Below are 26,423 nucleotides of genomic sequence, written 5' to 3'. Positions count from 1 at the left end.
GACCAAATGTCTCAGGTTGAAAGGATGGTTCTGGCGCGTTCGAGGTCGTCCGGCGTGTCGACGCCGAACGGCGCGGACTGCACGATCTCGGCGTCGATGCGCATGCCGGCCTCCAGCGCCCGCAACTGCTCGAGCTTCTCGCGCCGTTCCAGCGGCGACGGCTTCAGCGCGACGAAGCGTTCGAGCGCTGAGCGGCGATAGGCATAGAGGCCGATGTGATGATAGAGCGGCCCCTCGCCCCAAGGTGCCGTGGCGCGGGTGAAATAGAGCGCCCGCAGCCGTGTCTCCGACAGCGGCGAGCCAACGATCTTGACGACATTCGGATTGGTCTTTTCCTCGTCGCGGACGATCTCGATGCCGAGCGTGGCGATGTCGACCGTCGCATCCTCGAAAGGCCTCAGCGCGGCATTGATGATCTCGGGATCGATGGTCGGCAGGTCGCCTTGCACATTGACGATCGTTTCGACCTTGCGCCCTGGATCCAGCGTGGCCAGCGCCTCGAAGATGCGGTCGGAGCCCGATTCGTGATCCGCCCGCGTCATCACCGCCTCGAACCCGTGCGCACGCACCGCTTCCGCCACGCTTTGCGTATCGGTGGCGACCACCACCCGGCCAAGCCCGGCCTCGGCGGCGCGGCGGGCGACGTGGACGATCATCGGAGCGCCGGCGATGTCGGCCAGCGGCTTGCCCGGCAGGCGGGTCGAGGCCATGCGGGCCGGGATGAGGATGAGCGTGGACATCGGGTGACGAAGCGTTCGAAAAAGAGGATGGGAAAAGTGGCAAAAGGTCTCACTGGAAGCGCCCTTATAGGTGTTGCAACGCCAGAGCAAAAGACCTAGTTTCCGCCCGATTTGACCGCCTCGCGGGGTGGTTCACGATTACCGACGGACGGAGTGGACGGATTGGTCCGCCGGAAAAGGGAGCCTGGGGCGTATGGACTCTTTCGAAATCAACAAGCTGATCGGCGGGCTGCTCGGAACCGTGTTCGTCGTGTTCTCCGTCGGCATCGTGTCCGATGCGCTGTTCGCCTCCCCCGCATCGGAAAAACCCGGCTTCGCCATCGAGGCGACCGAGGAGCCTGCCGAGGGCGGCCCGGCAGCCCCGGCGGCAGAAGCCAAGCCGATCGCCGACCTCCTGGCCAACGCCAATGTCGAGGCGGGTGCCGCCGTGTTCAAGAAGTGCCAGGCCTGCCACTCCGGCGAAAAGGGAGGGCCTAACAAGGTCGGCCCCGATCTGTGGGACGTCGTCGATCGTCCAGTGGCCTCTCACGAGGGCTTTGCCTATTCGGCTGGCATGAAGGAATATTCGAAGGCCGGCGCGGAGAAGTGGACCTACGAGAACCTCGACCACTTCCTCCTGTCGCCCAAGAAGGACGTGAAGGGCACGGCTATGGGTTTTGCCGGCCTGCCGAAGGATGAGGACCGCGCCAACGTCATCGCCTATCTGCGCACGCTGTCGGACAATCCGAAGCCACTGCCGACGCCTGGCGCTTCAGCGGCCGCGCCCGCCGAGGGTGCAGCGCCGGCAAAGCCTGCAGAGGGTGCAGCACCAGCACCGGCGCAATAACGCAATTGTCATGGACATATCTTTGGGAAAGCCGGGCTCAGCCCGGCTTTTTTAATGGGAAAAGCGCATCTGCGGCGACAAAGCCGGCCTGTCTCGGTTTTCATAGGCGTCAAATGATCTAGATTGTCTGCTGATAGCTATCGCAAAGAGGAGAAGGCATGACGGTTGGCCGAACGTTTCTCAGATCGGTGCTGGTTATGGCGGCTTTTGCCGGCGGCCTGCAGGCAGCCTTCGCGGACGAATGGCGCACCACCTCGTCGCTGATCGGCGAATCCAAATATGGCAACAACTTCCAGCGCTACGACTACGTCAATCCCGATGCGCCGAAGGGCGGCACGCTGAATTTGGTGGTGCTCGGCACGTTCGACAGCTTCAATCCCTATATCGTCCAGGGTTCGCCGGCAGCCGGCTTCACACAGTTCGGCGGCGGGCTGCTTTATGACACGCTGATGGAGCAGGCGACCGACGAGGGCAGCGTCAGCCATCCGCTGATCGCCGACGCCTACAAACATCCGGACGACTATTCCTCGGCGACCTACCGCCTGGATCCACGGGCCAGGTGGCACGACGGCCAGCCGATCACCACCGACGACGTCATCTGGTCGTTTCAGGTGCTGAAGGCCAACAGCCCGATGTACAGTCGCTATTTCGAGAATGTCACCGATGCCGTCGCGATCTCGGATCGCGAAGTCGAATTCCATTTCAGCCAGAAGGGCAATCGGGAGTTGCCGAAAATCATCGGCGATCTCGTCGTGCTGCCGAAGCACTGGTGGGAAGGTACCGACGCCAATGGAAAGAAGCGCGACGTCACCAGGCCGACGCTGGAGCCGCCGCTGGGGTCCGCCGCCTACAAGATCGCCAGCTTCAAGCCGGGCTCGGAAATCATCTGGCAGCGCGTGCCCGACTATTGGGCAGCCAAGCTGCCGGTGAAGATCGGCCGGGAGAACTTCGACACCCAGCGTTTCAGCTACTTTCTCGACGATAATGCGGCGTGGCAGGCCTTCACCAAAGGCGGGCTGGATGACATTAAGCCGGAAAACAGTTCGAGGCGCTGGAACACGGCCTATAATTTCCCGGCAGTCCAGGCTGGCGACGTCATCAAGAAGGAATTCAAGACCGCCTCACCCGAACCGATGCAGGCGTTCATGCTCAACACGAGACGTCCGTTGTTCAGGGATCGCCTGGTGCGCGCCGCGCTGACTTACCCGCTCGACTTCGAGTCGATGAACCGCACGCTGTTCTTCGGTTCCAATACCCGTACATCAAGCTATTTCCAAGGCACCGAACTGGCATCGAGCGGACTGCCGCAGGGCAAGGAACTGGAGATCCTTGAGCAATATCGCGACAAGCTGCCGCCCGAAATCTTCACCCAGGAATTCAAGCTGCCGGTCTACGATTCGCCACAGGCGGAGCGTAAGTATCTGAAGACTGCGGTCGATCTGTTCGCCAAGGCCGGTTGGGTGATCAAGGGCGGCAAAATGGTGAATGCCAAGACGGGCGAGCCGTTCAAGTTCGAAATCCTCGGCTGGAACGACACCGACCAGGTCCTTTCCAGTCCCTACATCGCCAATCTGCGCAAGATCGGTGTCGACGCCACGCTGCGGCTGATCGACCAGACCCAGTACGTCAACCGCGTCAACAACTTCGATTTCGATGTCACCATATCGCAGCTGGGACAGTCGGATTCGCCAGGCAACGAGCAGCGTGACTTCTGGAGCTCGAAGGCCGCCGACACGCCTGGATCCCGCAACTATGCCGGCATCAAGAACCCGGTCGTCGATGCGCTGGTCGACCGCGTCATCTTCGCCACCGATCGCGACGATCTGGTTGCTGCCACCCATGCGCTCGACCGGGTGCTGCTGTGGAATTACTATGTCGTGCCGCAACACCATCGGTCGGTGGTCTGGATGGCCTATTGGAACAAGTTCGGCATCCCGGAAAAGCAACCGGCCTATAGCGGCGTCGATCAGAATTCCTGGTGGATCGACGCGGACAAGGAAAAGGCGCTGGCGGCAAAATACAAGAGTGGCAATTGATGGCGGCGCTCCCCCGGCGCGACTCTCTGGCCCGCCGCGACTTTCTGGCTCTGGGCGCCGCGGCCACGGCGGCAGCGCTGCTGCCAGGCCGGGCCTTCGCCGCCATCCCGACCGGCGTAAAGCTGCACGGCCTGTCGGCCTTCGGCGACCTTAAATATCCCGCGGACTTCACGCATTTCGACTATGTCAATCCGGACGCCCCCAAGGGCGGCCAGATGAATTTCGCACCGCCGAACTCCACCTTCAACCAGAGCTTTCTGACGTTCAACACGTTGAATTCCCTGGTGTTGAGGGGGGATTCGCCGCCGCGCACCGAACTCTGTTTCGATTCGCTGATGGCAAGCGCACTCGATGAGCCTGATGCGGTCTATGGCCTGCTTGCCGAATCCGTTACCTTATCGCCGGACCGCAATGGCTTCCGCTTCAGCCTGCGACCGCAAGCGCGCTTCCACGACGGCTCGCCACTGACCGCTGGGGACGTCGCCTTCGCATTGAAACTTTACAAAGACAAAGGCCATCCGAACCTTTCCCAAGCGTTGCGGCATATGACTGAAGCCGTCGCGGTCGATCCGGTTACCGTCAACCTCACCTTCAACGGCAAACAGTCGGCGCAGAATATCCTTGCGATCGTCGCAATGCCGGTCGTGTCCAAAGCCTTTTATACGGTCAACGAATTCGATGCCTCAACGCTGAAACCGCCGCTCAGTTCCGGACCATACAAGGTGGGGCGCGTAGCGGCCGGACAGACCATCGAATATGAACGTGTCGCCGACTATTGGGGCCGCGATCTGGCCGTGAACCGCGGCGTCTACAACTTCGACCGCATCCGTATCGATTTTTACATCAATCGCCAGGCAGCGTTTGAAGCCTTGAAAAAGGGCGACACGCATTTTCGCGAGGAATTTACCGCACGGGTATGGGCGACCGGCTACGACTTTCCGTCGCTGAAGGACGGCAGGGTCATCAAACGTGAATTTCCCGGCGAGAAAACGCCGGACATGCAGGCTGTCGCGCTGAACCAGCGTCGTCCGCAATTCCGTGATGTGCGCGTGAGACGGGCGATCGCCAGTTGCTTCGATTTCGAATGGACCAAGCGGGTTCTGTTTTACGGCGCCTACGAGCGTTCGCACTCGAACTTCGAACAGTCGGATTACAAGGCCGAGGGCCTGCCCACGCCCGGGGAATTGGCCCTGCTGGAGCCGTTCCGAGCCGAGTTGCCGCCGGAAACCTTCAGCGAACCGGTGATGCAGCCTGTCTCCGACGGTTCGGGTCACGACCGTAAGCTGCTGCGTGAGGCTTCGAGACTGCTTGCCGAAGCCGGCTGGAAGCGAGCGGGCAATTTCGTCGTCAATGATAAGGGCGAGCGACTGCGGGTGGAAATGCTGGCCGAGGACGATGGCATCGTCCGCCTTTTCTCCCCGTGGGCCGAGAATATGAAGGCGATCGGGATCGACGCTTCGATCCGGCAGGTCGATTCGACGCAATACGAAGCGCGGCAGAGCAATTTCGATTTCGATTTCAACCTGTTCAGATGGTCGATCGGGGCGACGCCGACTGCCGACGGCCTGGAAATCCTCTATGACTCCCGGATGGCGAAAATGCCGGGGATGCGCAACTATCCCGGTACAGAAAGCAAAGCCGTCGACGCGCTGATCGAGGCAGCCGGCAAGGCGCAGAGCCGGATCGAGCTGGTCACAGCGCTCAAAGCACTCGATCGGGTCTTGCGCGCGCGGCTAGACTGGATTCCAACATATCATCTCGCGAATCACCGAGTCGCCTATTGGGACATGTTCGGCTTTCCCGAGCAGAAGCCCGATTTCGGCTTTCCGGTCGAGGCGCTGTGGTGGTTCGACAAGGATAAGGCGGCAACGATTGGCAAAGCCTGAGATTTTCGCTCAAGCAAGACAGAGAGCCTGATGGGCGCCTATATCCTGCGCCGCATCCTGCTGATGATCCCGACCCTGTTCGGCATCATGGCTATCTCCTTCGCCGTCATCCAGTTCGCGCCGGGCGGGCCGGTCGAGCAGGTCATTGCCAGGCTGACCAACCAGGGCGGCAGCGACCGCCTTGGCGGCGGCGGTGGCGACGCGGGCGGCAGCAATGTCGACGTGGCCGGCGACGTCGGTTCGAAATATCGCGGCGCGCAAGGGCTCGACCCCGAATTCATCGCCAAGCTGGAAAAGCAGTTCGGCTTCGACAAGCCACCGCTCGAGCGCTTCGGCATGATGCTGTGGAACTACATCCGGTTTGATTTCGGCGACAGCTATTTCCGCGACATTTCAGTGATCGATCTGATCCTGGAGAAGATGCCGGTGTCGATCTCGATCGGGCTGTGGATCACGCTTCTGTCGTACCTGATCTCGATCCCGCTCGGCATCCGCAAGGCAGTCAAGGACGGCTCGACATTCGACATATGGACCAGCGGCGTCGTCATTGTCGGCTACGCCATTCCGGGCTTCCTGTTCGGCATCTTGCTGATGGTGCTGTTTGCCGGCGGATCGTTCTACGACTGGTTTCCGCTGCGCGGCATCACCTCCGACAATTGGGACCAGCTGTCCTGGCCGGCGCGGATCGTCGACTATTTCTGGCACATGACCTTGCCGCTGACGGCGCTGGTGCTGTCGGCCTTCGCCACCACGACGCTTCTGACCAAGAATTCGTTCCTCGAGGAAATCCGAAAGCAATATGTGGTGACCGCGCGCGCCAAGGGCCTGTCGGAACGGCAGGTGCTCTACGGACACGTGTTCCGCAACGCCATGCTGATCGTCGTCGCCGGCTTTCCGGGCGCCTTCATCTCGGCCTTCTTCACCGGCTCGCTGCTGATCGAGAACATCTTTTCGCTCGATGGGCTCGGCCTGCTCGGTTTCAGGTCGGTGGTCGAGCGCGACTACCCGGTGGTCTTCGCCAATCTCTACATCTTCTCGCTTCTCGGCCTGATTGTCGGGCTCTTGTCCGACCTGATCTACACTTGGGTCGACCCGCGCATCGACTTCGAGCGGAGAGACGTCTGATGGCCGGGGCCGCAGTCGAAACGACGCCGGACCGGATTGCCCGACCCTGGCTGTCGCCGCTCAACCAGCGGCGCCTGCAGAATTTCAGGGCCAACCGGCGCGGCTATTGGTCGTTATGGATCTTCCTCGTGCTTTTCGTGCTGTCGCTGTTTTCCGAATGGATCGCCAACGACAAACCGGTTCTCGTTGCCTACAAGGGAGAGATCCTGTTTCCGGTCGTGGTCGCTTATCCCGAGGAGAAGTTCGGCGGCTTTTATGCGGTCACCGACTATCGCGACCCGGTCATCCAGGACGAGATCAATGCCCATGGCTGGATGATCTGGCCGCCGGTCCGCTACTCCTACCGGACCGTCAACAACGCCATTCCCGAGGCAGCGCCCACCAAGCCGTCCTGGCTCTATGATGCCAAGACACGTTGCAACCAGTATCCGCAAGGTGCCGCCGACCCCAATTGCGTCGTCGGCAACTGGAACTGGCTGGGCACCGACGATCAGGCACGCGATGTGCTGGCGCGAGTCATCTACGGGTTCAGGGTCTCGGTGTTGTTCGGCCTTATCCTCACCGCCGGATCAGCGCTGATCGGCGTGACGGCCGGCGCATTGCAGGGTTATTTCGGCGGCTGGACCGACCTTCTATTTCAGCGCTTCATAGAAATCTGGTCGGCGATCCCGGTGCTCTATCTCTTGCTGATCGTCGCCGCCATTCTGCCGCCCGGCTTCTTCATCCTGCTCGGGCTGATGCTGCTGTTCTCGTGGGTGGCGCTGGTCGGTGTCGTGCGGGCCGAGTTCCTGCGCGCCCGCAACTTCGAATATGTCAATGCGGCCCGCGCGCTCGGCGTGCCCAACGGCACCATCATGTTCCGGCATCTGTTGCCCAATGCCATGGTGGCGACGCTGACCTTCCTGCCCTTCCTGCTCAGCGGCTCGATCTCGACGCTGACCTCGCTCGACTACCTTGGCTTCGGCCTGCCGCCCGGCTCGGCCTCGCTGGGCGAGCTGCTGAAGCAGGCGCAGCGCAACCTCAACGCCCCATGGCTGGGCATTTCCGGCTTCGTCGTCATCTCGCTGATGCTGTCGCTGCTGGTCTTCGTCGGCGAGGCGACCCGCGACGCCTTCGATCCGCGCAAGACGTTCAGATGAGCGAAGCCCCTCTCCTCTCCGTCCGCGATCTCAGCGTCGCCTTCGTGCAAGAAAGCCGCCAGTCGATGGCTGTCGACCACATCTCCTTCGACATCGCCAAGGGCGAGACGGTGGCGCTGGTCGGTGAATCCGGGTCCGGCAAATCAGTCACGGCCCTGTCGGTGCTGAAGCTGCTGCCCTATCCGGCCGCCAGCCATCCGTCGGGAAAGATCCTGTTCCAGGGCGCCGACCTGCTCGCCACCGACGAGAAGGCATTGCGCCGCGTGCGCGGCAACAAGATCACCATGATCTTCCAGGAGCCGATGACCTCGCTCAACCCGCTGCACACAATCGAGCAACAGATCGTCGAGGTGCTGACGCTGCACCAAGGTCTTGGCGACCGGCAAGCCAAGGCGCGCACCCTGGAGCTGCTCAACGAGGTCGGCATCCGCGAGCCGGAGAAGCGGCTCGACGCCTATCCGCACCAGCTTTCCGGCGGCCAGCGCCAGCGTGTCATGATCGCCATGGCGCTGGCCAACGAGCCGGAGCTGCTGATCGCCGACGAGCCGACAACCGCGCTCGACGTCACCGTGCAGGCGCAGATCCTCGAACTGCTTGCGGAGCTGAAAAGCCGCAAGGGCATGTCGATGCTGTTCATCACCCACGATCTCGGCATCGTCAGAAAGATCGCCGACCGGGTCTGCGTGATGACAAAAGGCAAGATCGTCGAGACCGGACCGACGAAAGATATCTTCGCCAATCCGCAGCATAGCTACACGCGGCATCTGCTTGCCGCCGAACCGAAGGGCAAGCCGCCGGCGGCCAACGCTGCCGCCAAGCCTGTGATGACGGGCCAGGACATAAAAGTCTGGTTTCCGATCAAGAAAGGCTTTTTTCGGCGCACCGTCGACAATGTGAAGGCGGTCGACGGCATCGACGTCACCGTGCGCGCCGGCCAGACGCTCGGCGTCGTCGGCGAATCCGGCTCGGGCAAGACGACGCTCGGCCTGGCGCTGGCCAGGATGATCTCTTCGACCGGGACCATTCGGTTCAACGGGCGCGACATCAACGAGCTGACTTTCAACGCCATGCGGCCGCTGCGGCGCGAGTTGCAGATCGTCTTCCAGGATCCGTTCGGGTCCTTGAGCCCGCGCATGTCGGTCTCCGAGATCATCGAGGAAGGGCTGAAGATCCACGAGCCGAAACTGTCGCCCGATGAACGTGATAAGCGCATCGTCGATGTGCTCGGAGAAGTCGGGCTCGATCCCGCCACGCGCAATCGCTATCCGCATGAGTTTTCCGGCGGCCAGCGCCAGCGCATCGCCATCGCCCGCGCCATGGTGCTCAACCCGCGCTTCGTCATGCTGGACGAGCCGACCTCGGCGCTCGATATGAGCGTGCAAGCACAGGTGGTCGACCTTCTGCGCAGCCTGCAGGCGAAGCACGACCTCGCCTATCTGTTCATCAGCCACGATCTGAAGGTCATCCGCGCGCTTGCCAACGACGTCATCGTCATGCGCAATGGCAGGATCGTCGAGGCCGGCCCCTCCGAACAGATTTTCGAACGGCCGCAGACCGACTATACCAAGGCGCTGATCTCGGCCGCGTTCAGGATCGAGACGGCGCCGGTCGGCATCGTCAGCGAGTGACAGGGTCGCGTAAATAGGAAAAAGAATCCGAAATGGAAAAAGGCCGTATCCTGCTTGCCGTCACCGGCTTTCATCCGCAACGCTGGCGCGAACTCTTGTCGGCGGAACGCGAGGTGGTGCTCGAGCCGGACGGCGCCAGCGATCCCTCGATCACCTATGCGGTGGTTTGGAAGCAGCGGCCGAACCTTCTGTCGTCTCTGCCCAATCTGCGCGCCATCTTTTCGATCGGCGCCGGCGTCGACCACATCTTGGCCGATCCCACTGTGCCCGACGTGCCGATCGTGAAGGTCGTCGCCGACAACCTGACCCAGTACATGACCGAATATGTCGTCTGGCGGGTGCTCGATCATCACCGCCAGGGCATGCTCTACCGAACGCAGCAGAAAAGGAAGATCTGGCACGAGCCGCCGCAGCGCCCGGCCGGCGACATCTCTGTCGGCATCATGGGGCTCGGCACGCTTGGCCGCGCGGCGGCGTCGGTGCTTTTGTCGCTCGGCTTTGCAGTCAATGGCTGGTCGCGCAGCGAGCGGCCGATGAAGGGCGTTTCGACCTATGCGGGCGAGGCCGGATTGATCCCCTTCCTCAACGCCACCGACATTCTGGTGGTGCTTTTGCCGCTCACGCCGCACACGCAAGGTATCGTCAATTACGGCGTGCTGAAGGAGCTGAGGAAACGCAACGGCCTCGGCGGCTCGGTGTTGATCAACGCCGGGCGCGGCCGCCTGCAGAAGGATGCCGATATCGCGCGCGCGCTGGAGGACGGCACGCTGAAGGAAGCGAGCCTCGACGTGTTCGAGGTCGAGCCGCTGCCGAAGACCAGTCCGCTGTGGAGCCACCCGAAAGTGTTCGTGACGCCGCATGCGGCGGCGACCTCCGACCCCGTCCATCTGGCGCCGATCATGCTGCGCCAGATGGCCGCCTTCGAGCGCGGCGAGAAGCTCAAGAACCTGGTGGATCGCGACGCGGGGTATTAGCTAGGCAAGCCAAGCTTGGTCTGCTTGGCTGGTTTGCCACATTCGCGGCGGGCGATCGACCGGTTCATGGCGTCGATCCGGCCGCTTGCCTGTTCGACGTCACGCTGGGTCTTGGAACGGACGTCCGGCGTGAATGGGCCGAGGCCCACCCCCGGATCGGAGAAGGACGGCTTGGCATCCTGCGAAAGGCGATATCGCTGCGCCAGCTCGTTTCGTTGCGCCAGCAATTGATCGCAAGGCACGCTATCATATTGCAGCGAGGACTGGACATTCTCATCCTGTCGTTCGGCCATCGAGGCGCCGGCGCAGCCGGCCATCGCCAGGCAAGATGCCAAGACCACCAAGTTCCAGCGCATGGAATGTCCTCCGTATCGATGTCCCGCCCTTTCGGGCATGCGAATCGGGCTTTTTCGCAGCCTGCGCCACACGTGGCGCAGGTGAACGAAAAAGGGCGCCGGACGAGGTCCAAAAACGGAGGTCCCGCCGGCCGTTGCCTGTAGGCCGAGTCAGCAGTCACTTGCAACAGGCTTCCCGCGCCGAAATTAGCAACTATCTCTAAGCCATGCGCGCCAGCGACCTGCTTCATCCCCGGCCTGAGGGCCTCTATTGCCCACCCGGCGATTTTTTCATCGATCCGGTGCGGCCGGTCGACCGGGCGCTGATCACGCACGGCCATTCCGACCATGCCCGTTCCGGCCACCGCTCGGTGCTGGCCACACAACAGACGCTGGACATTATGGGGCTTCGCTACGGCGAAGGCTTTGCCGGGACGACGCAAGCGGCCGCACTTGGCGAGACGATTGCGCTGAACGACGTCACCGTAACCTTCCATCCGGCCGGCCATGTGCTCGGCTCGGCGCAGATCGAGGTCGTGCATCAGGGCACATGCATCGTCGCGTCGGGCGACTACAAGCGCCAGAGGGACGCGACCTGCGAGCCGTTTGAACCGGTCAAATGCGACGTATTCATAACCGAGGCGACCTTCGGCCTGCCGGTGTTCCGCCATCCGCACGATACCGAAGAGATCGCCCGCCTGCTGAAATCGACGGCGCAGTTTCCCGAACGCGCGCATCTGGTCGGCGCCTATGCGCTCGGCAAGGCGCAGCGGGTCATGCGCTTGCTGCGCGATGCCGGTTACGACAGGCCGATCTACATCCACGGCGCGCTGGCCAAGCTCAGCGACTACTACCAGGGCCAGGGCATCGACCTCGGGACACTGGAGCCGGCGACCGTCGAAAGCGGTGGCAAGGGCGATTTCATTGGGGCCGTCATCGTCGGCCCGCCTTCGGCCTTCGCCGACCGCTGGGCGCGGCGCTTTCCCGATCCGATCTCGTGCTTTGCGTCCGGCTGGATGCGCATCCGCCAGCGCGCCAAACAGGGCGGCGTCGAGCTGCCGCTGATCATTTCCGACCATTCCGACTGGGACGAACTGACCGCGACGATCAAGGAGACCGGCGCCGAGGAAATCTGGGTGACGCATGGCCGCGAGGAGGCCCTGGTGCGCTGGTGCGAGCTCGAAGGCATTGCCGCGCGGCCGCTGCATCTCGTCGGCTATGAGGACGAGGGCGATTGATGGCGGGAGGTTCGGTAGTCACCTGCGCAGAGCTCTACGGCGCCCCCCTCTGTCCTGCCGGACATCTCCCCCTCAAGGGGGGAGATCGGCAGCTTCTTCGCCGGCGCTCGTTCTGCAACGTTGATGGTTGGCGAAACTGGCGACGCCATCCAATCTCCCCCCAAGTGGGGGAGATGGCCGGCAGGCCAGAGGGGGGCGCGACAGAACGCGACGCTTGCCCATGGTTCTCACCGCCATGAACCGCTTCGCCGAACTCCTCGATCGCCTCGTCCTGACGCCGTCGCGCAATGGCAAGCTGACGCTGCTGACCGACTACTTTCGCAGCGTCGAGGATCCGGATCGCGGCCTGGCGCTAGCCGCCATCACCGGCGATCTCACCATCGCAGCGGTCAAGCCGGCGATGCTGCGCACGCTGGTCATGGAGCGCATGGACCCGGTGCTGTTCGGCTATTCCTACGACTATGTCGGCGACTTGGCGGAGACGGTGTCGCTGGTCTGGCCGCAATCGCCCGCAGACATCGCGAACCATGAGCCGACGCTCGCCGAGGTCGTCGCAAAGCTGCAGGCGGCGAGCCGTTCCGATGGACCGAAGGTGCTGGCCGGATTGCTCGACAGCGCCAGCATCTCGGCGCGCTTCGCCATCATAAAGCTGGTGACCGGCGGCCTGCGCATCGGCGTCTCGGCGCGGCTGGCCAAGCAGGCGCTGGCCGATCTCGGCAAGGTCGACATCGCCGAGATCGAGGAGCTGTGGCATGGGCTGACGCCACCATATGCCGAGCTGTTCGCCTGGCTGGAAGGCAAGGCCGAGAAACCCAAGAAAACGGCGCTGGCGCTGTTCCGGCCGGTGATGCTGTCGACGCCGGTCGGCGACGGCGATCTCGAAAAGCTCGATCCGACCGACTACGCCGCCGAATGGAAATGGGACGGCATCCGCGTCCAGGCGGTTTGCGAAGGCGGTGTGCGCCGGCTCTATTCGCGCACCGGCGACGACGTCTCCGGTGCCTTTCCGGATCTCGCCGACGCAATGGACTTTTCCGCCACCCTCGACGGCGAGCTTCTGGTCGGCGATCCCTTGCAGGCGACCGGCACTTTCTCAGACCTGCAGCAGCGGCTGAACCGTAAGAGCGTGACGCTGAAGATCCAGCAGCAATACCCGGCCTTCATGCGCTGCTACGACGTGCTTCAGATCGGCGACGAGGACTTGCGGCCGCTCTCCTTCCACGAGCGGCGCAGCCGCCTCGAAGCCTTCGTCAGGAGCCTCGATCCGAGCCGCTTCGATCTTTCGCCGCTGGTCGAGTTCACCGACTGGCAGGCGCTGGAGCAATTGCGCCGCAAGCCGCTGCATCCGGTCATCGAAGGCGTAATGTTGAAACGCTGGGATTCGCCCTATGTCGCCGGTCGGCCGAAAGGCCCATGGTTCAAATGGAAGCGCGATCCGCACACGGTCGACGCCGTGCTGATGTATGCCCAGCGCGGCCACGGCAAACGTTCGAGCTTTTATTCCGATTACACGTTCGGCGTCTGGTCCGGGCCGGAAGGGTCGGAGGAACTGGTGCCGGTGGGCAAGGCCTATTTCGGTTTCACCGACGAAGAACTGAGGCAGATCGACAAATATGTCCGCGACAACACGATCGAGCGTTTCGGCCCGGTCCGCTCGGTGCGAGCCGACCGCAGACAAGGCCTCGTGCTGGAGGTGGCGTTCGAAGGACTCAACCGCTCGACACGGCACAAATCTGGCGTCGCCATGCGCTTTCCGCGCATTTCACGGCTTCGCTGGGACAAGCCGGCGGCCGAAGCCGACCGCATCGAGACGCTGCAGGCCCTGCTCGACCGTTAGAGCGACGTGCGTCCAATTGGACGCACAAAGTACGCTCTAACACTTTTGGATGCGTTGAAGCTCAAGGAACGATCGAGACGCGGATCTCGTAGATGTCGACCGACTTGCCCTGCTTGTCGAAGTCGGAATTGATGGCGATGGTGCCGGCAGCGCCCGGACGCTTGTCGGGAAAGCGCACGTCGAACAGATATTCGTTGTTCTCATGGCCGACCGCGTAGCGCTTGCGGCCGCAGTCGCCGAGTTCGCCGAAATTGCAATCGACGGAGATCTGCGTCTCCTTGCCCTCCTCGGAGCGGGCGATGATGTCGAACACGGCGTGCTTGCCGGCGAGTTTTTCCAGCACGCCTTGCCCGACGTCAAAGCTGATGGCAGAGCCGGAGGCGCCCGACCGGATGCGCAGGAAGGAGCCGCTGTCGTCCTGCATGACTTCGGCCTTGGCATCCGAAGGCGCACTGACAAGCGCCGGGTCGCTCGGCGAAAACACATTGATCCAGTCGCGATCCTCATCCGCCTCACCGGGGGTCAGCGGCGAGGCCGTGTCGCTTGGCGGCGTGAAATCATCGTCCTCCACTGTCGGAGGCGCTTGCGGAGGGGCCGTGTCGAGTTGGGCCGCCGACTTGAAGACGCCGGTCTGCGCAGCGAAATAGAGGCCGATGCCGGCGGCCGCGAGCAACGTGACGCCGAGGAAGATCGCGGTGAGAGGCAGGCGGGGGCCTCTCACCCGCCTCTCGTCGCGGTCGGGCATCACCTCTGCGTCGTCGTCTCCGGTCGATGCAGGGGACGACATGTCGATCTCCGGCACATCGGCAGAAACCGCCTCGGGCATGATATCGGGAACGACCGGCAAGATGCGCGACCGGGGCATATCGGATGCACGAGACCCTACCGGACCGTCGACAACGACGTCAGGCGACGGCGCGGGGCCAGCATCGGCTTCGACATCCGGTTCGGCATCGGCTTCAGCTTCGGCATCGGCCTCGACTTCGCTGTCGGCCGGCTGCTCCGCCGCCGGTGCTGCGGCGTCATCATCGGTCGGTAGGGCGACATCGGGAACCGCCGGCAGGAACTCGGATTCGATTTGCGTGATCTTGGCCTGCACCGCCTTGCGGCGCTTGATGGCGACTTCCACCGTCACGCTCGGGTTGGCCTGCAGGGCGCGGTCCAGTGCGGCGAAGGCCGATCGGTAGACCCGCTCGCGAAACGCCCGGTCGTCGGCATTGCCTTTTTCGAAGGCGTTCCGGATCGCTTTTTCGATCGCGTCCAAGCGGGATCCCTCTGCACGTACGGTCACATTGTCATGATCGTTAGCCGTAGGCGACCAATCAATCAACGGGCCAGCGGCCGCATTCTGCCTTGGCGACGCATCCAAGGCCGATTTCGGCGATTTTCGGTAAAGGAATCAACATTTTTCACCGATTTTCCCGCCACGGCGCCAACGTGGCGGTCGCGCGACCTGCCGGTGCGGCATGACGCGACCGCATGGCGGATCGGCGCGGCGGCCCCTGACAGGCCTGGGATGAGCCCCAACGCGAAATGCCAAAGTCCCATCTTGAATTTGTGACGGGTTGCGTTTATCACCCAGCGCATCTTGGAGGCCCTGGCTTCCCGGGGCCGCTTTAGCTCAGTTGGTAGAGCACATCATTCGTAATGATGGGGTCAGGTGTTCGAGTCACCTAAGCGGCACCACTATTTCTCAAGGCTTCGCGGGTTCTGAGGTTATGGCAGAAACTGCGTGGTAGCACGCTGTCTTCAGCGGCGCCTTTTCGCCCCTTGCCTCATCTACAGGCTCGCCTCCGTCTTCCTCAATTTCAAATGCACCATCATCAGGATGCGAGCGACCCAGCGCACGATCCGTCGGGATCTGAAGACAAATGAGCGCAAATGAAAACCAATTGAGACACAACTGAAACACATCTACGCGCGGGCGACATGCACGCGAAACGTTTTGGCAGGATGTTCCGAGCCTCACCAGGCCAGCAACGCAGGAACGTCGCCGATGACACCCGACCAGATCAGACTTGTCCAGGACAGTTTTCGCGAGGTCGTCGCGATACGCGTGGCCGCCGCCGCGCTGTTCTATGAACGCCTGTTCGCGATCGACGCGGATCTTCGCACGCTGTTTCCGGTGACAGACATGGCCAAGCAAGGCGCCAAGCTGATGGCGAGCCTGGGCTTCGTCGTGCACGGATTGGACCGTGCCGACACCATTCTCCCGACGGTGCGCGTGCTCGCCAGGCGTCACGTGACCTACGGCGTCAAGGAACATCATTACCCGATCGTCGGGCAAGCGCTCATCGAGACGCTGGCGGCCGGCCTCGGCACGGCTTTTACGCCGGCCGTGCGCGACGCTTGGGAGGCAGCCTACGGGTTGCTCGCAAGTGTGATGATCGCGGCTGCCCGCGAGGATCAGCTCGCAGCGTGATTTATTGGGATGCAGCCGAAGGCGACCATCCACCCAAACAACAATGCTAAATGGAGAGAAAAACTATGTTCAGATACACAGCTCTTGCAGCGCTTTGCGTTGTGGCAAGTTCCGCTTCTGCCGGCGAACTCACGGCCCGTCAGGGTGGGACCGTCGATCTCGGCAACTTTCACGGCGTCGTCTACTACACCGAGGCCGATGACGGCTATCGGGTGGTCACCACGATGGCGGCGGGCGAAGAAAACCTGCCCGTGCGCTTCGTCGCGACCCTCACCGAAGGCCAGGCGATGGTGATCTCGGTCCCGGGCGAGTTGGCAAAACCCGGCCAGACACTCGAAATCTCGCGCGCCAAAGGCAAGCTCGTCGTCGCGAAGGTCGAGTCCACCCAGTAACGGGCGGAAAGTTGACGTTGCGACGCAACCGGGTAGTCTTGCGCCTGCTTTCCGCGCCTACAACAACGCGAAGAGACAGTCGGCACCGTCATTGGGATGGCTATCGTCCCAACCTCGGAGAACGAGATGCTCAAGGTGCAACGTGCAGAAGTTCGATTTCGGCTTTTTGAGTGCGGACGATTCCTCCTGATCCTGCTAGGCGCCGGTGCACTTGCGTCGGCCGCCTTTGCCGATGCCGCCGAGCCCCCGACCCTCGCCGTCGCGGATTTCGAGTTCAGGGATACGTCAGGCGAAGTCAGGGACCAGACCGCTGAACACGAAACGCGACTGAAGGCGTTTGGCGTTGCATTGCGGGATGGTCTTTCGGAGAAGATCGACCTCGTCGCATTACCCTGTCAGGCAGAGCAGTGCACCATCAGGGACCCCGGCCTTGTCGATCTCTCGAAGCAGGCAAGAACAGCCAACGCGAACTATCTCCTGATCGGTCAGATGCACAAGATGAGCACGCTGGTTGGCTGGGTGAAGTTCGCAGTGCTGGATTTGAACAACAACAAGCCTGTCTGCGATCGATACCTGACTTACCGGGGAGATACCGACGAAGCGTGGCGACGAGCAGCAGAGTTCACGGCGCGTGATATCGAGAAGCACTGCATTCCGTAGGTGCGTCTCTATCACCAGCGCATCTTGGAGTGCCTTGGCTTCTCGGGCCGCTCTAGCTCAGTTGGTAGAACACCGCATTCGTAATGCGGGGTCGCGTGTTCGAGTCCATGCAAGCGGCACCAAAAACTTTCCCGAACAAATCGGCCATCGAAAGGCCGCCGATCCAAGCCATTGTGACTCCGGCCAAACTTATCCCAACGCTTCTCGGTTAAGCAGCGTGTCGTCGCCGTGCCTCGGTCGTCGCCCTTCGAACAGGGCACTCTGGTCGCCGATCCGCGCAATCATATGTTCGCGAAAGACCCTCACCCGTTTGGTGCGCCGCAAGTCTGGATGATAGAGCAGCCATAGCCCCAGATCGTGTATCGGGTCAGGCGCGCGGAAGCGCTCCAACCGGTCGTCCCCGTCGCCCATGAAGCATGGCAGGTAGGCCAGCCCAAGTCCGTGTTTCATGGCTGCGAGCGTAAGCAACGTGTCGTCGACAAAAAAGCTGTGACGATGATCCGGGCAGGCCTCGTTGGTCCAGGATTGATGGAAAGCGCAGCATTCCACCCCCAGCCACCTTGGTTTGGCGCTGCCGGCGCGCAAAGCCTTGAGGTAGTTTCTTTCCCCGTAGACGGCTGATGCAACGTTGGCGAGCCGGGTACCGACCAGAGTGTCAAGTGGCGTGTTGGTCAGGCGAATGGCGATATCCGCGTGCCGCTCGGCGAGGCTGACATACTTGTTGGAAACCTGCACATGCAGCTCGATGTCCGGATAGCTTTCGTTGAAACTGGCAAATATGGGCATCAGCACGGATGATGCCATATTGTTGATCGCCGACACCCTCAACTCGCCGGCAATCCGATTTTCCTGACCGCCGAGGGCGCCCTCGACTTCGAGGACCTCCATCTCCATCTTACCGGCCGCCATTTTCAATTCCTCGCCGGCCGCGGTCAGTTCGTATCCGGACTTCTTGCGCTCGATCAGGCGCGTGCCAAGCTGCGTCTCCAGCACCCTGATCCGGCGCGACACGGTGGAATGCTGAACGTTCATGCGTTTGGCGGCGCCGCTGATCGAGCCGTCGCGCGCGACCGCCAGGAAAATCCGCAAATCATCCCATTGCATCATGGAGCCCCGATCTGTGCAATTTTGCAAAATGGGCGTCTAGATTTCGAGAATTGAGCCGAAACTACGCGCCCAATATCGTTTCCTGCAAGACAATACTGTCTTCCGGATGCCGTCCGGTTTCCGAGGTTATGCGCCAGGAGGCGACCATGGATCAGCAGCAACCGACTTTCGATCCCGTCAAATTCAAGGAAACGACCCGCAAGCAATGGGACAGCGCGGCCGAGGCATGGAACCGCTGGGGTCCGCTCCTGTCCCGGTGGCTTGGACCGGCGACGGAACTGATGCTGGACATGACCGATGTAAAGCGCGGCAGTCGCGTCCTCGATGTCGCCGCCGGTGCCGGGGAACAGACATTGACCGCGGCGCGGCGCGTTGGCCCCGAGGGTTATGTGCTCGCCACCGACATTTCGGCCGGGATTCTCGATTTCGCCGCCAGCAACGCGAAACTGGCGGGCCATGGCAACATCGACACCATCGTCGCCGACGGCGAAATGCTGGGCGCCATATCCGCTGCCCCCTTCGACGCCGTCATTTCGCGCGTCGGCCTGATCTACTTTCCGGATCAGAATAAGGCGCTGGGCGGAATGCGCGACCACCTCAAACCGGGGGGAAGGGTCGGTGCAATCGTCTATTCCACGGCAGACAAGAACCCGTTCTTTTCGATCCCTGTCGGCATCATTCGCCGCCGCGCCGCGCTGCCCGCACCGCTGCCCGGCCAGCCAGGCCCATTCAGCCTGGGCGATCCCACGGTTCTAGCAAAACGTCTGATCGATGCCGGATTCCGTAACGTCCGGATCGAAAGGATCGATGCGCCGGTGCGGCTGCACTCGGCCCTGGAATGTCTGCAGTTCGAGCAGGAATCGTTTGGCGCGCTGCATCAGATGCTCGCCGGCCTGTCCGCCCGGGAACAGGACGACGCGTGGGCGGAAATCGAAGAGGCGCTTGGCCAGTTCGAGCGGGACGGACAATTCGCGGGACCATGCGAAATGCTAGTCGCGGCCGCCACAAGATAGGGACACGCCGGCCTCTGTGCCGAAGCGAGGAGGAACCTCATGACGAGAATTGCCATTGTCCAGGAACCGCCGGCTTTTCTGGATCGCGAAGGGACGATCGCCAAGGCAGTGCGGCTGGTTGCCGAGGCCGCGAATGGCGGCGCCGAGCTTGTGGTCTTCTCCGAGGCGTTCATCCCCGGATACCCCGCCTGGATCTGGCGCCTGAAGCCGGGGGCCGACGGCGGCCTGGCAGGCCAATTGCACGGGCGCCTGGTCGACAATGCCGTCGACCTCTCGTCGGATCAACTGCGTCCGCTGTTCGACGCCGCCAGGACGCTCAAAGTGACCATCCTGTGCGGCATCAACGAACGCGACAGCCAGTGGAGCCGCGCCACTATCTACAACAGCGTCATCGTGATTGGCCCGGACGGTTCGCTTCTAAACAGGCACCGCAAGCTCATGCCCACCAACCCCGAGCGGATGGTCTGGGGATTTGGTGACGCCAGTGGGCTCAAGGTCGTCGACACGCCTTCAGGACGGGTTGGCTCGCTGGTTTGCTGGGAGAACTACATGCCGCTTGCCCGGTACGCGCTCTACGCTCAAGGCATCGATATCCACGTCGCCCCAACCTACGACAGTGGCGACGGCTGGATCGGCACATTGCAGCATATCGCCCGCGAGGGCGGCTGCTGGGTCATCGGCGCCGGCAATGTCTTGCGCGTAAAAGACTTGCCGCGCGACTTTCCCGACCGTGACCGCCTCTATCCGGACGCGGACGAGTGGATCAATCAGGGCGACTCCGTGGTCATCGCGCCAGGGGGAAAAATCGTTGCCGGCCCTTTGCGCAAGGAAACAGGCATTCTGCATGCCGACATCGATCTCAAGGCGGCAATTGCCGCTCGCCGCAGTCTCGACGTCGCCGGGCACTACAGCCGGCCGGATATTTTCACCTTGCAGGTCAACGCAAAATCGCAAAGGCCGGCGGAATTCAGCTATTAGCTCTACCGCAGCGTCGCCACCGTCTTCAGCGCGCCGTCGAGCATCTCGCCCTTCTCATCCTTGAGCGCCGCTTCGCGCAGGCGCCGGATCCAGTCGGCGGCATCCGCGCGGCCCTTGAGCAGGTCGAGCGCCGACAGCACGCGATCGAACTTGGATTGCGCGCGGACATGAGTGTCGCTGTAGCCCTTGATCAGGCGGCGACAGTTGAGGATTTCCGTGGCAAGCGCATAGTCTTCCCTGACATGGCCGAGCGCCAGCGCGTACCAGCGCTCGAGATGCGCGGTCTCGACCTTGTGGCGCAGCAGGCGGCGGCGCCAGCGGCGCAGGCCGCCAATGAACCACAGCGCGGCGAAACCGGCAAAGCTGTCGGTGCGGATGCGCCGTCCATGGTTGATACGGCGGTCGAGGAAGGCGGCAAGCTTGGGCCGCGCCTCGATGTAGCTGCCGAGGCCGGCCGGCAGCGTGCCGCAGAATTCCTCGATGCGCGGATGGAAATATTCGGTCACCTGCAGGATCGAGCCATGCTTGACGCCGACCTCGCGGCGCACCCGCTTGTCGCGCGTCGAGCGCGTCTTCAGGTCGGCGACGCGGATCATGTCGTCGTAGCACATGGCATTAGCCAGATGCTTTGCCGCAGCGATCGACAGCGCGTAGTCGTGGCCGGCATTGTCCAAGACGACCGCCCGGTCTAGTCGGTCGAGATACTCGCCGCCATAGGCGATGTCCTGATAGTCGACCACTTTCCTGAGGCCGCGAAGCGCCATGTCGCGCACGGGGGCCGGCAGCGCAGCGACCCGGGCGGCTAGCGCCTGCCAGCCCTTCAACAGGCTTTCCGGGCCGCTCACCTTTGCCGCCGAGCCGGTTTCGGCAGCTTTCGGCTCCGCGGCTTTTTCGCCCGGAGCCGGCGCATTCGCGATCCCGCGGGCGCGATCAAAAGAGGCGCCGAAGGCGGCGAGACTGGCCTTCACGCCGCGGCCGCCGGCACTGACCGCCTGCTCATAGCTTTCGCGGGTGAACGGCAAGGCATCGGACCCCGCCAATGCGCCGAGCAGGCTGGCCGAGATCATCGAGCCGTTGTCGGCGGCGATCTTCTCCATGTCGAAGGCGATGAAGCGCTTGGCCGCGGCTTCCGCTGTCGCATGCACCTTTGGCGACGAGGCCCGGCCGTCGCCGGGCTCGATCTTTTCCGACACCGCGGCGATGCGATGCGACGAGGCGATCAGCGTCGTGCGCTCGGGCGTGACGAAGCCGCGGATGATGGCACGGCCGGCTTCCATCAGTTCGGCCGCGATCAAGATGTCGACATCGCCCTGCGAAGGCGACAGCGCGAAGACCGGCAATCGGCCGGTGTCGCGGCACATCTCGACATAGTAGATGGTGGCGCCGGTGCGCTGGGCGACGCCGGCGACAGAGGTCGATTGCGCGACATAGCCATTGCGCTCGGCGACGTCGGTGATCCAGTCGGCGAGCACGCCGCCGCCCTGCCCGCCGACCGCCAGCACGGCAAGCTTGATGACGCGCTCGTCTTCGGGAGCGCCGGCTTTCGAGCGCGGGACGGCGTCAAGCATCGGCGAATGTCAGGCGCCGGCTTTCACGGCGCCGCTGCAAGAGGCTGATGGTGGCGCGACGAGCGGCTTCCAGGAAACGGTCCCAGCGGCTCGGATTGTGCACCACGTCGGCGCGGTAGAAGGACGGGCACAGCACCGCCGCATCGGCGACCTCGCCGCAATTGCCGCAGCCGACGCAGCTCTGGTCGATATGCGCCACCGGATCGTCGCGCAGCGGGTCGTCCAGCGACTTCACCGACAGCGACGGGCAGCCGGACAGCCGCATGCAGGCGTGGTCGCCGGTGCAGATGTCCTCGTCGACGCCGAATTTCGGCTTGACGATCCTTGTCCCGCCCTTGATCGCCTTGTCGACCAGCGGCTTCTCGCGGCGCTGCCGGTTGAGCATGCATTCGGACGAGGCGACGATGACTTTCGGGCCCTTCTCGTCCGTCGTCAGCGCCTCGCGCAATGTGTCCTGCATCTTGGTCACGTCATAGGTGCGGTCGATGTGGCGCAGCCATTTGACGCCCATGCCTTTCACCGCCTCGGTGATCGGGTGCTTGGTCGATTTCGTCTTGTTACCGGCTCGGGATGAAAGAATATCCTGCCCTCCCGTCGCCGCCGAATAGAAATTGTCGACGATGACGATGACGCCGTCATTCTTGTTGAACACCGCATTGCCGATCGACGAGGTCAGGCCGTTGTGCCAGAAGCCGCCGTCGCCGACGAAGGAGATCGAGCGGCGCTTGGCGTCGGGCGAATTGAACGCCGAAGCCGAGGCCGGCCCCAGCCCGTAGCCCATTGTGGTGGCGCCAAGCTCGAAAGGCGGCATGATCGAAAACAGATGGCAGCCGATGTCAGAGGCGATGTGGTGCTTGCCCAACTCCTGCTCGACCAGCTTGGTGGCGGCAAAGATCGGCCGCTCCGGACAGCCGACGCAGAAGCCGGGCGGACGGCCCGGGACGACATTGACCAGGTCGGCGGTATCGAGCCCGTCGCCGATCTTGTTCGGCGCGCGGACCTCGCCCGGCAGCAAATGGGGAATGGTGGCGCGCAGGAACGATCCGATGCCGTCGAGCATGACCTGGCCGGTATATTCGCCGGCCATCGGCAGATGTTCCTTGCCGACGAGCTTTGTGCCGCGCCCGGCTTTGTGCAGCATCGCGGCAAAGGCCTGCTCGATATAATTGGGCTGGCCTTCCTCGACGACGAGCACGGCGTCCTTGCCCTCGCAGAAGGACAGGAACTCGTCATCGACCAAGGGATAGACGGCATTCAGCACGTAGAGCGGCACGTCTGTCTCGCCATAAGTATCGGCAAGGCCGAGGCGCTGCAGCGCCCGGATGACCGAATTGTACATGCCGCCCTGCATGACGATGCCGACCGAGCCGTGCTCGGGACCGAAGAACTCGTTGATCTTGTTCTCGCGGATGAAATCCACCGCCGCCGGCCAGCGTTTTTGCACCTTCTCCTTCTCGTGCAGGAAGGAAGCGGGCGGCAGCACGATGCGGCCGGTGTCGCGGCGCGGCGCGTCGAGCGCATCGGCCACCGTCATCGCCGGGCGCTTGTTGTCCTTGGCGATGAAATGGCCATGGACATGACAGCAGCGGATGCGGACCTGCAGCATGACAGGCGTGTTGGAAATCTCCGACAACTCGAAGCCGTCCTCCACCGCCTTGACGATCGACGGCAGGTTGGGCCGCGGATCGAGCAGCCAGACCTGGCTCTTCATGGCGAAGGCGTGGCTGCGTTCCTGCATGATCGAGGAGCCCTCGCCATAGTCCTCGCCGACGATGATCAGCGCGCCGCCGGTGACTCCGCCCGAGGCGAGATTGGCGAGCGCATCCGACGCAACATTGGTGCCGACCGTCGACTTGAAAGTCGCCGCGCCACGGATCGGATAATGCACCGATGCCGCCAGCATGGCGGTGGCGGTCGCTTCTGAGGCGCTCGCCTCGAAATGCACGCCGAGCTCACCCAGAATATCCTGCGCGTCGGCCAGCACGTCCATCAGATGGCTGATCGGCGCGCCCTGATAGCCGCCGACATAACCGACCCCGCATTGCAGCAGCGCCTTGGTGATGGCGAGAATGCCCTCGCCGGAAAACTCCTCGCCAGCGCCGAGCCTGAGCTTTTCGACTTCCTTGGCAAAAGACCGTTCGGCCATTTTTGGCTCCTTCCGTTACCGCCGGCATCCGGCAGCGCGTAAGATCAAATGTCGTGCTTGCGAATGTTCTTCAGCATCTTCTGCAGCGTCGCGATCAGCGCCGAATATTCGGCATCGTCGACGTCGTCGAACATCGCCTCGAACGCGTCATGCATGGCCGGCCAGGCGCGGGTGAACTCGGCGCGACCCTCGTCGGTCAGGAACACATGGCGGATGCGGCTGTCGGTTACCCCCTGCTCCCGCCGCACAAACCCTTGTCCTTCCAGCGTGTCGAGTGTCCGGCTCAACGTCGACTGCTCGATGACCGTATAGACCGAGAGATCGTTGACGGTGACGCCGTCGGCGACCGACAGCACGGCCAGCGTCCGGACCTGCGGAATGGTCAGGCCCTGCTTGCGGAAATCGTCGCGCAAGGTGGCGTTGTAGCGACCCATGATGCGGTTCATCAGATAGGGCGCGAATTGCTGCAGGCCGATCTGGCCCAAAGTCGAGATGCGCTGGCGCTTTTCAACCTTCTGTTCCATCACAGCCTCCCCGCCAGCAGGAAGCCGGAGCCGCCGCCAAGCCCGGCGCCGGGATGGGTGGAGGCGCCGATATGGTAGAGGCCCTTGATCCCGGTGGCGTGATTACGGCTCGTCTTGAACGGCCGCCACAGGAACGACTGGTCGATGGTCGAGGAGCCACCATAGGGATCGCCGCCGACCAGATTGATGTTCATCGCTTCCAGATCGGCCGGCGAATAGGCGCGGCGTGCAATGACGCTGTCCTTGAGCCCGGCGATATGGCTGGCGAGGATCGCTTCGGCACGGTCCGCGTAGGCTTCGCGCAATGCCTCGGTCCAGCGGCCGTCGGCCGGCGTCGGCAGCTTGCCGGCGGCATCGCCCTTGATATGGCGTGGGGCCTCGGGCAGTTGCAGCCACAGGATCGCCTTTCCGTCCGGACAGCGCGAAGGATCGAGCGCATGCGGTTGGCCGACGCAGATGGTCGGAACCTCCGGCAGCATGCCGCGCGTGGCCTCGTTGCAGGCTTTCGATACACCGTCGAGCCCGGGGGTCAGATGCAGCAGCGCGACCTTGTCCAAGCCGTCGCCGCGCCATGCGGGTGGTTTGTCCAAGGCATAGTGGATCTGGAAATTGCCCTTGCCGTAGCGGTATTTTTGCGTCGCTTCGACGTCGGCTTTCGGCGCTGCGTCGCCGAGCAGCCGCTCGTAGAGCTGGGTCGGCGTGACCGAACAGATGACGCTCTTCTTCGCGGTGACCGTTTCGCCCGAAGCCAGCCGCACGCCGGTGGCTCGGCCTCCGCTCTGGACGATCGAGGCGACGTCCCCTTCAGTCCGGATCACGCCGCCGCGCTCCTTGATCAGCGCTTCGAACGCGGACAGCAGGTTCTTCGCGCCGCCCTTGACGATCGGCGCCCCGGCCGCTTCGAGCGCGAAGGCGATTACCCTGGCGATCTGGCCGGAAAACGCGTCTTCTGGCCCGAGACCGGCATGCAGCACCCAGGGCGCCCACAGCGCGCGGGTGGTTTCGGATTGGTAGGTGCTCTCCAGCCAGCCGCGCGCCGGCACCAGCGCTGCGCCAAGAAAGGCGGCAAGCTCACGCGGGCCGCGGCGCCAGGCTTCGCCCGCCAGCAGCTTTGCCGTGGGGTACGACCACAGGCTGCCGCCAAGCAGGCCGAACAGCAGGCCGGCATTGCGCTCGATCTCACCGACATCGCTGCCGTGCCGGTCGCCGTCACCTGCCGTCATCGTATTCATCCCCGCGACATTGGCGGGGCGGTCGGTGCGCAGGATGGCATGGCTGCCGTCCGGGCGCAGCACGCCGGTCGGCGTGCCGGTGTTGCAGAATTCCAGGCCGTGCCGCGCCAGATCCTTGCCCAGCGCCGCATAGGCCGGCGAGGTGATGAACAGGACGAAGGTCGTCGCCATCACGTCATGGATGAAACCAGGCGCGGTGATCTCCTCGGTGCGCATGCAACCGCCGATGCGGTCGTTGCGCTCGAGCACCAGCACTTTCGCCCCCTTGCCGCCAAGCATCGCCGCGCAGACCAGCGCGTTGATGCCGCTGCCGACGATGATGTGATCGGGCGCGTTCATCGACGATTGCTCCCCGCCGGCAGGAGTTCAATTGGGGAGATTGGCGCTCTACGGCGCCCCCCTCTGTCCTGCCGGACATCTCCCCCTCTTGGGGGGAGATCGGCCGTCACTGCGGCCTTCGAAAATCTCCAAGGCTGTAGGAATGAGCTGGGCGTCGGAACTGCCGATCTCCCCCCTGGAGGGGGAGATGTCCGGCAGGACAGAGGGGGGCGCCGTAGAGCCGCAGCGTTACAAGGCTGCCGCTCCCAAATCGTCACTACAGCGTTACCTGCGACCAT

Annotated in this window: 22 protein-coding genes and 1 tRNA gene; 15 read left to right on the top strand and 8 right to left on the bottom strand. The window is 63.1% G+C overall.

The annotated features are described in order from the left end of the window. Positions 1-11 precede the first annotated feature (11 nt). On the bottom strand, positions 12-740 hold the full coding sequence (locus CIT25_RS25870) for a 3-deoxy-manno-octulosonate cytidylyltransferase (RefSeq protein ID WP_095487794.1): 729 nt from the start codon (positions 738-740) through the stop codon (positions 12-14). A 193-nt stretch (positions 741-933) separates the two neighbouring features. Between CIT25_RS25870 and CIT25_RS25865 the strand changes: the two genes are divergently transcribed. The 7 genes from CIT25_RS25865 to CIT25_RS25835 all read left to right on the top strand — a co-directional run bounded on the left by CIT25_RS25865 (position 934) and on the right by CIT25_RS25835 (position 10,354). Then, positions 934-1,566, top strand: coding sequence for a c-type cytochrome (locus CIT25_RS25865; RefSeq protein WP_095487792.1), 633 nt, complete (start codon positions 934-936; stop codon positions 1,564-1,566). Between the two features lie 158 nt (positions 1,567-1,724). Continuing rightward, a complete protein-coding gene (locus CIT25_RS25860; RefSeq protein WP_095487790.1) occupies positions 1,725-3,602 on the top strand; it encodes an extracellular solute-binding protein in 1,878 nt (625 codons plus the stop codon). Beyond that, positions 3,602-5,488 (top strand): extracellular solute-binding protein, encoded by a 1,887-nt coding sequence (locus CIT25_RS25855; RefSeq protein WP_095487788.1) that lies wholly within the window; start codon positions 3,602-3,604, stop codon positions 5,486-5,488. Before CIT25_RS25860 ends, CIT25_RS25855 begins: the two co-directional genes overlap by 1 nt. Before the next feature lie 30 nt (positions 5,489-5,518). After that, positions 5,519-6,613 carry a microcin C ABC transporter permease YejB gene (locus tag CIT25_RS25850; protein WP_095487786.1) on the top strand — a complete coding sequence of 365 codons (1,095 nt, stop codon included), beginning with the start codon at positions 5,519-5,521 and terminating at the stop codon, positions 6,611-6,613. Next, the gene (locus CIT25_RS25845) at positions 6,613-7,752 is read left to right on the top strand and encodes an ABC transporter permease (protein ID WP_095487784.1); all 1,140 of its coding nucleotides are present in this window, start codon (positions 6,613-6,615) and stop codon (positions 7,750-7,752) included. The genes CIT25_RS25850 and CIT25_RS25845 overlap by 1 nt, the downstream gene beginning before the upstream one ends. Continuing rightward, on the top strand, positions 7,749-9,380 hold the full coding sequence (locus tag CIT25_RS25840) for an ABC transporter ATP-binding protein (protein ID WP_095487782.1): 1,632 nt from the start codon (positions 7,749-7,751) through the stop codon (positions 9,378-9,380). The genes CIT25_RS25845 and CIT25_RS25840 overlap by 4 nt, the downstream gene beginning before the upstream one ends. Before the next feature lie 32 nt (positions 9,381-9,412). After that, positions 9,413-10,354, top strand: coding sequence for a 2-hydroxyacid dehydrogenase (locus CIT25_RS25835; protein WP_095487780.1), 942 nt, complete (start codon positions 9,413-9,415; stop codon positions 10,352-10,354). On the opposite strand, the gene CIT25_RS25830 is transcribed toward CIT25_RS25835, so the two are convergent. Then, positions 10,351-10,710 (bottom strand): hypothetical protein, encoded by a 360-nt coding sequence (locus CIT25_RS25830; protein WP_095487778.1) that lies wholly within the window; start codon positions 10,708-10,710, stop codon positions 10,351-10,353. The genes CIT25_RS25835 and CIT25_RS25830 overlap by 4 nt on opposite strands. Before the next feature lie 206 nt (positions 10,711-10,916). Between CIT25_RS25830 and CIT25_RS25825 the strand changes: the two genes are divergently transcribed. Both CIT25_RS25825 and CIT25_RS25815 read left to right on the top strand, forming a co-directional pair. Continuing rightward, entirely contained in the window at positions 10,917-11,927 is a 1,011-nt protein-coding gene (locus tag CIT25_RS25825) for a ligase-associated DNA damage response exonuclease (RefSeq protein ID WP_095487776.1), read from the top strand. Between the two features lie 235 nt (positions 11,928-12,162). After that, positions 12,163-13,764, top strand: a complete 1,602-nt coding sequence (locus tag CIT25_RS25815; RefSeq protein ID WP_095487774.1) for a cisplatin damage response ATP-dependent DNA ligase — start codon at positions 12,163-12,165, stop codon at positions 13,762-13,764. A 61-nt stretch (positions 13,765-13,825) separates the two neighbouring features. Here the strand turns inward: CIT25_RS25815 and CIT25_RS25810 are convergent, their stop codons facing one another. Next, entirely contained in the window at positions 13,826-15,028 is a 1,203-nt protein-coding gene (locus CIT25_RS25810) for a hypothetical protein (RefSeq protein WP_164897524.1), read from the bottom strand. A 346-nt stretch (positions 15,029-15,374) separates the two neighbouring features. Here CIT25_RS25810 and CIT25_RS25805 point away from each other — a divergent pair. The 4 genes from CIT25_RS25805 (at position 15,375) to CIT25_RS25790 (ending at position 17,238) form a co-directional block, all read left to right on the top strand. Further along, positions 15,375-15,450, top strand: a tRNA-Thr gene (locus CIT25_RS25805). A 310-nt stretch (positions 15,451-15,760) separates the two neighbouring features. Beyond that, on the top strand, positions 15,761-16,186 hold the full coding sequence (locus CIT25_RS25800; protein ID WP_095487768.1) for a globin family protein: 426 nt from the start codon (positions 15,761-15,763) through the stop codon (positions 16,184-16,186). Positions 16,187-16,251: 65 nt separating this feature from the next. Continuing rightward, entirely contained in the window at positions 16,252-16,578 is a 327-nt protein-coding gene (locus CIT25_RS25795) for a hypothetical protein (RefSeq protein ID WP_095487766.1), read from the top strand. A 126-nt stretch (positions 16,579-16,704) separates the two neighbouring features. Next, on the top strand, positions 16,705-17,238 hold the full coding sequence (locus CIT25_RS25790) for a DUF2380 domain-containing protein (RefSeq protein ID WP_158302650.1): 534 nt from the start codon (positions 16,705-16,707) through the stop codon (positions 17,236-17,238). A 189-nt stretch (positions 17,239-17,427) separates the two neighbouring features. On the opposite strand, the gene CIT25_RS25780 is transcribed toward CIT25_RS25790, so the two are convergent. Next, the gene (locus tag CIT25_RS25780) at positions 17,428-18,327 is read right to left on the bottom strand and encodes a LysR family transcriptional regulator (RefSeq protein WP_206072994.1); all 900 of its coding nucleotides are present in this window, start codon (positions 18,325-18,327) and stop codon (positions 17,428-17,430) included. Between the two features lie 299 nt (positions 18,328-18,626). On the opposite strand from CIT25_RS25780, the gene CIT25_RS25775 reads away from it, so the two are divergent. Next, complete coding sequence (locus CIT25_RS25775) at positions 18,627-19,358, top strand: class I SAM-dependent methyltransferase (protein WP_206072993.1); 732 nt, start codon at positions 18,627-18,629, stop codon at positions 19,356-19,358. Positions 19,359-19,397: 39 nt separating this feature from the next. Next, a complete protein-coding gene (locus CIT25_RS25770; RefSeq protein ID WP_095487762.1) occupies positions 19,398-20,336 on the top strand; it encodes a carbon-nitrogen hydrolase family protein in 939 nt (312 codons plus the stop codon). Positions 20,337-20,338: 2 nt separating this feature from the next. Here CIT25_RS25770 and CIT25_RS25765 read toward each other — a convergent pair whose 3' ends face one another. Genes CIT25_RS25765 through CIT25_RS25750 form a run of 4 tightly spaced genes read right to left on the bottom strand, consistent with a single transcriptional unit; the run spans position 20,339 to position 26,145 of the window. Next, positions 20,339-21,904, bottom strand: a complete 1,566-nt coding sequence (locus tag CIT25_RS25765) for an indolepyruvate oxidoreductase subunit beta family protein (protein ID WP_095487760.1) — start codon at positions 21,902-21,904, stop codon at positions 20,339-20,341. Next, positions 21,897-24,050 (bottom strand): thiamine pyrophosphate-dependent enzyme, encoded by a 2,154-nt coding sequence (locus tag CIT25_RS25760; RefSeq protein WP_095487758.1) that lies wholly within the window; start codon positions 24,048-24,050, stop codon positions 21,897-21,899. Before CIT25_RS25760 ends, CIT25_RS25765 begins: the two co-directional genes overlap by 8 nt. Before the next feature lie 44 nt (positions 24,051-24,094). Continuing rightward, positions 24,095-24,574 carry a MarR family winged helix-turn-helix transcriptional regulator gene (locus tag CIT25_RS25755; protein WP_095487756.1) on the bottom strand — a complete coding sequence of 160 codons (480 nt, stop codon included), beginning with the start codon at positions 24,572-24,574 and terminating at the stop codon, positions 24,095-24,097. Continuing rightward, a complete protein-coding gene (locus CIT25_RS25750; RefSeq protein WP_095487754.1) occupies positions 24,574-26,145 on the bottom strand; it encodes a phytoene desaturase family protein in 1,572 nt (523 codons plus the stop codon). The genes CIT25_RS25755 and CIT25_RS25750 overlap by 1 nt, the downstream gene beginning before the upstream one ends. Positions 26,146-26,423 lie beyond the last annotated feature (278 nt).

The sequence above is a fragment of the Mesorhizobium mediterraneum genome, from assembly GCF_002284565.1.
Classification (GTDB): Bacteria; Pseudomonadota; Alphaproteobacteria; order Rhizobiales; family Rhizobiaceae; genus Mesorhizobium; species Mesorhizobium mediterraneum.
Note: the sequence above shows the minus strand (reverse complement) of the source record. Positions and strands in the feature narration are given on the sequence as shown.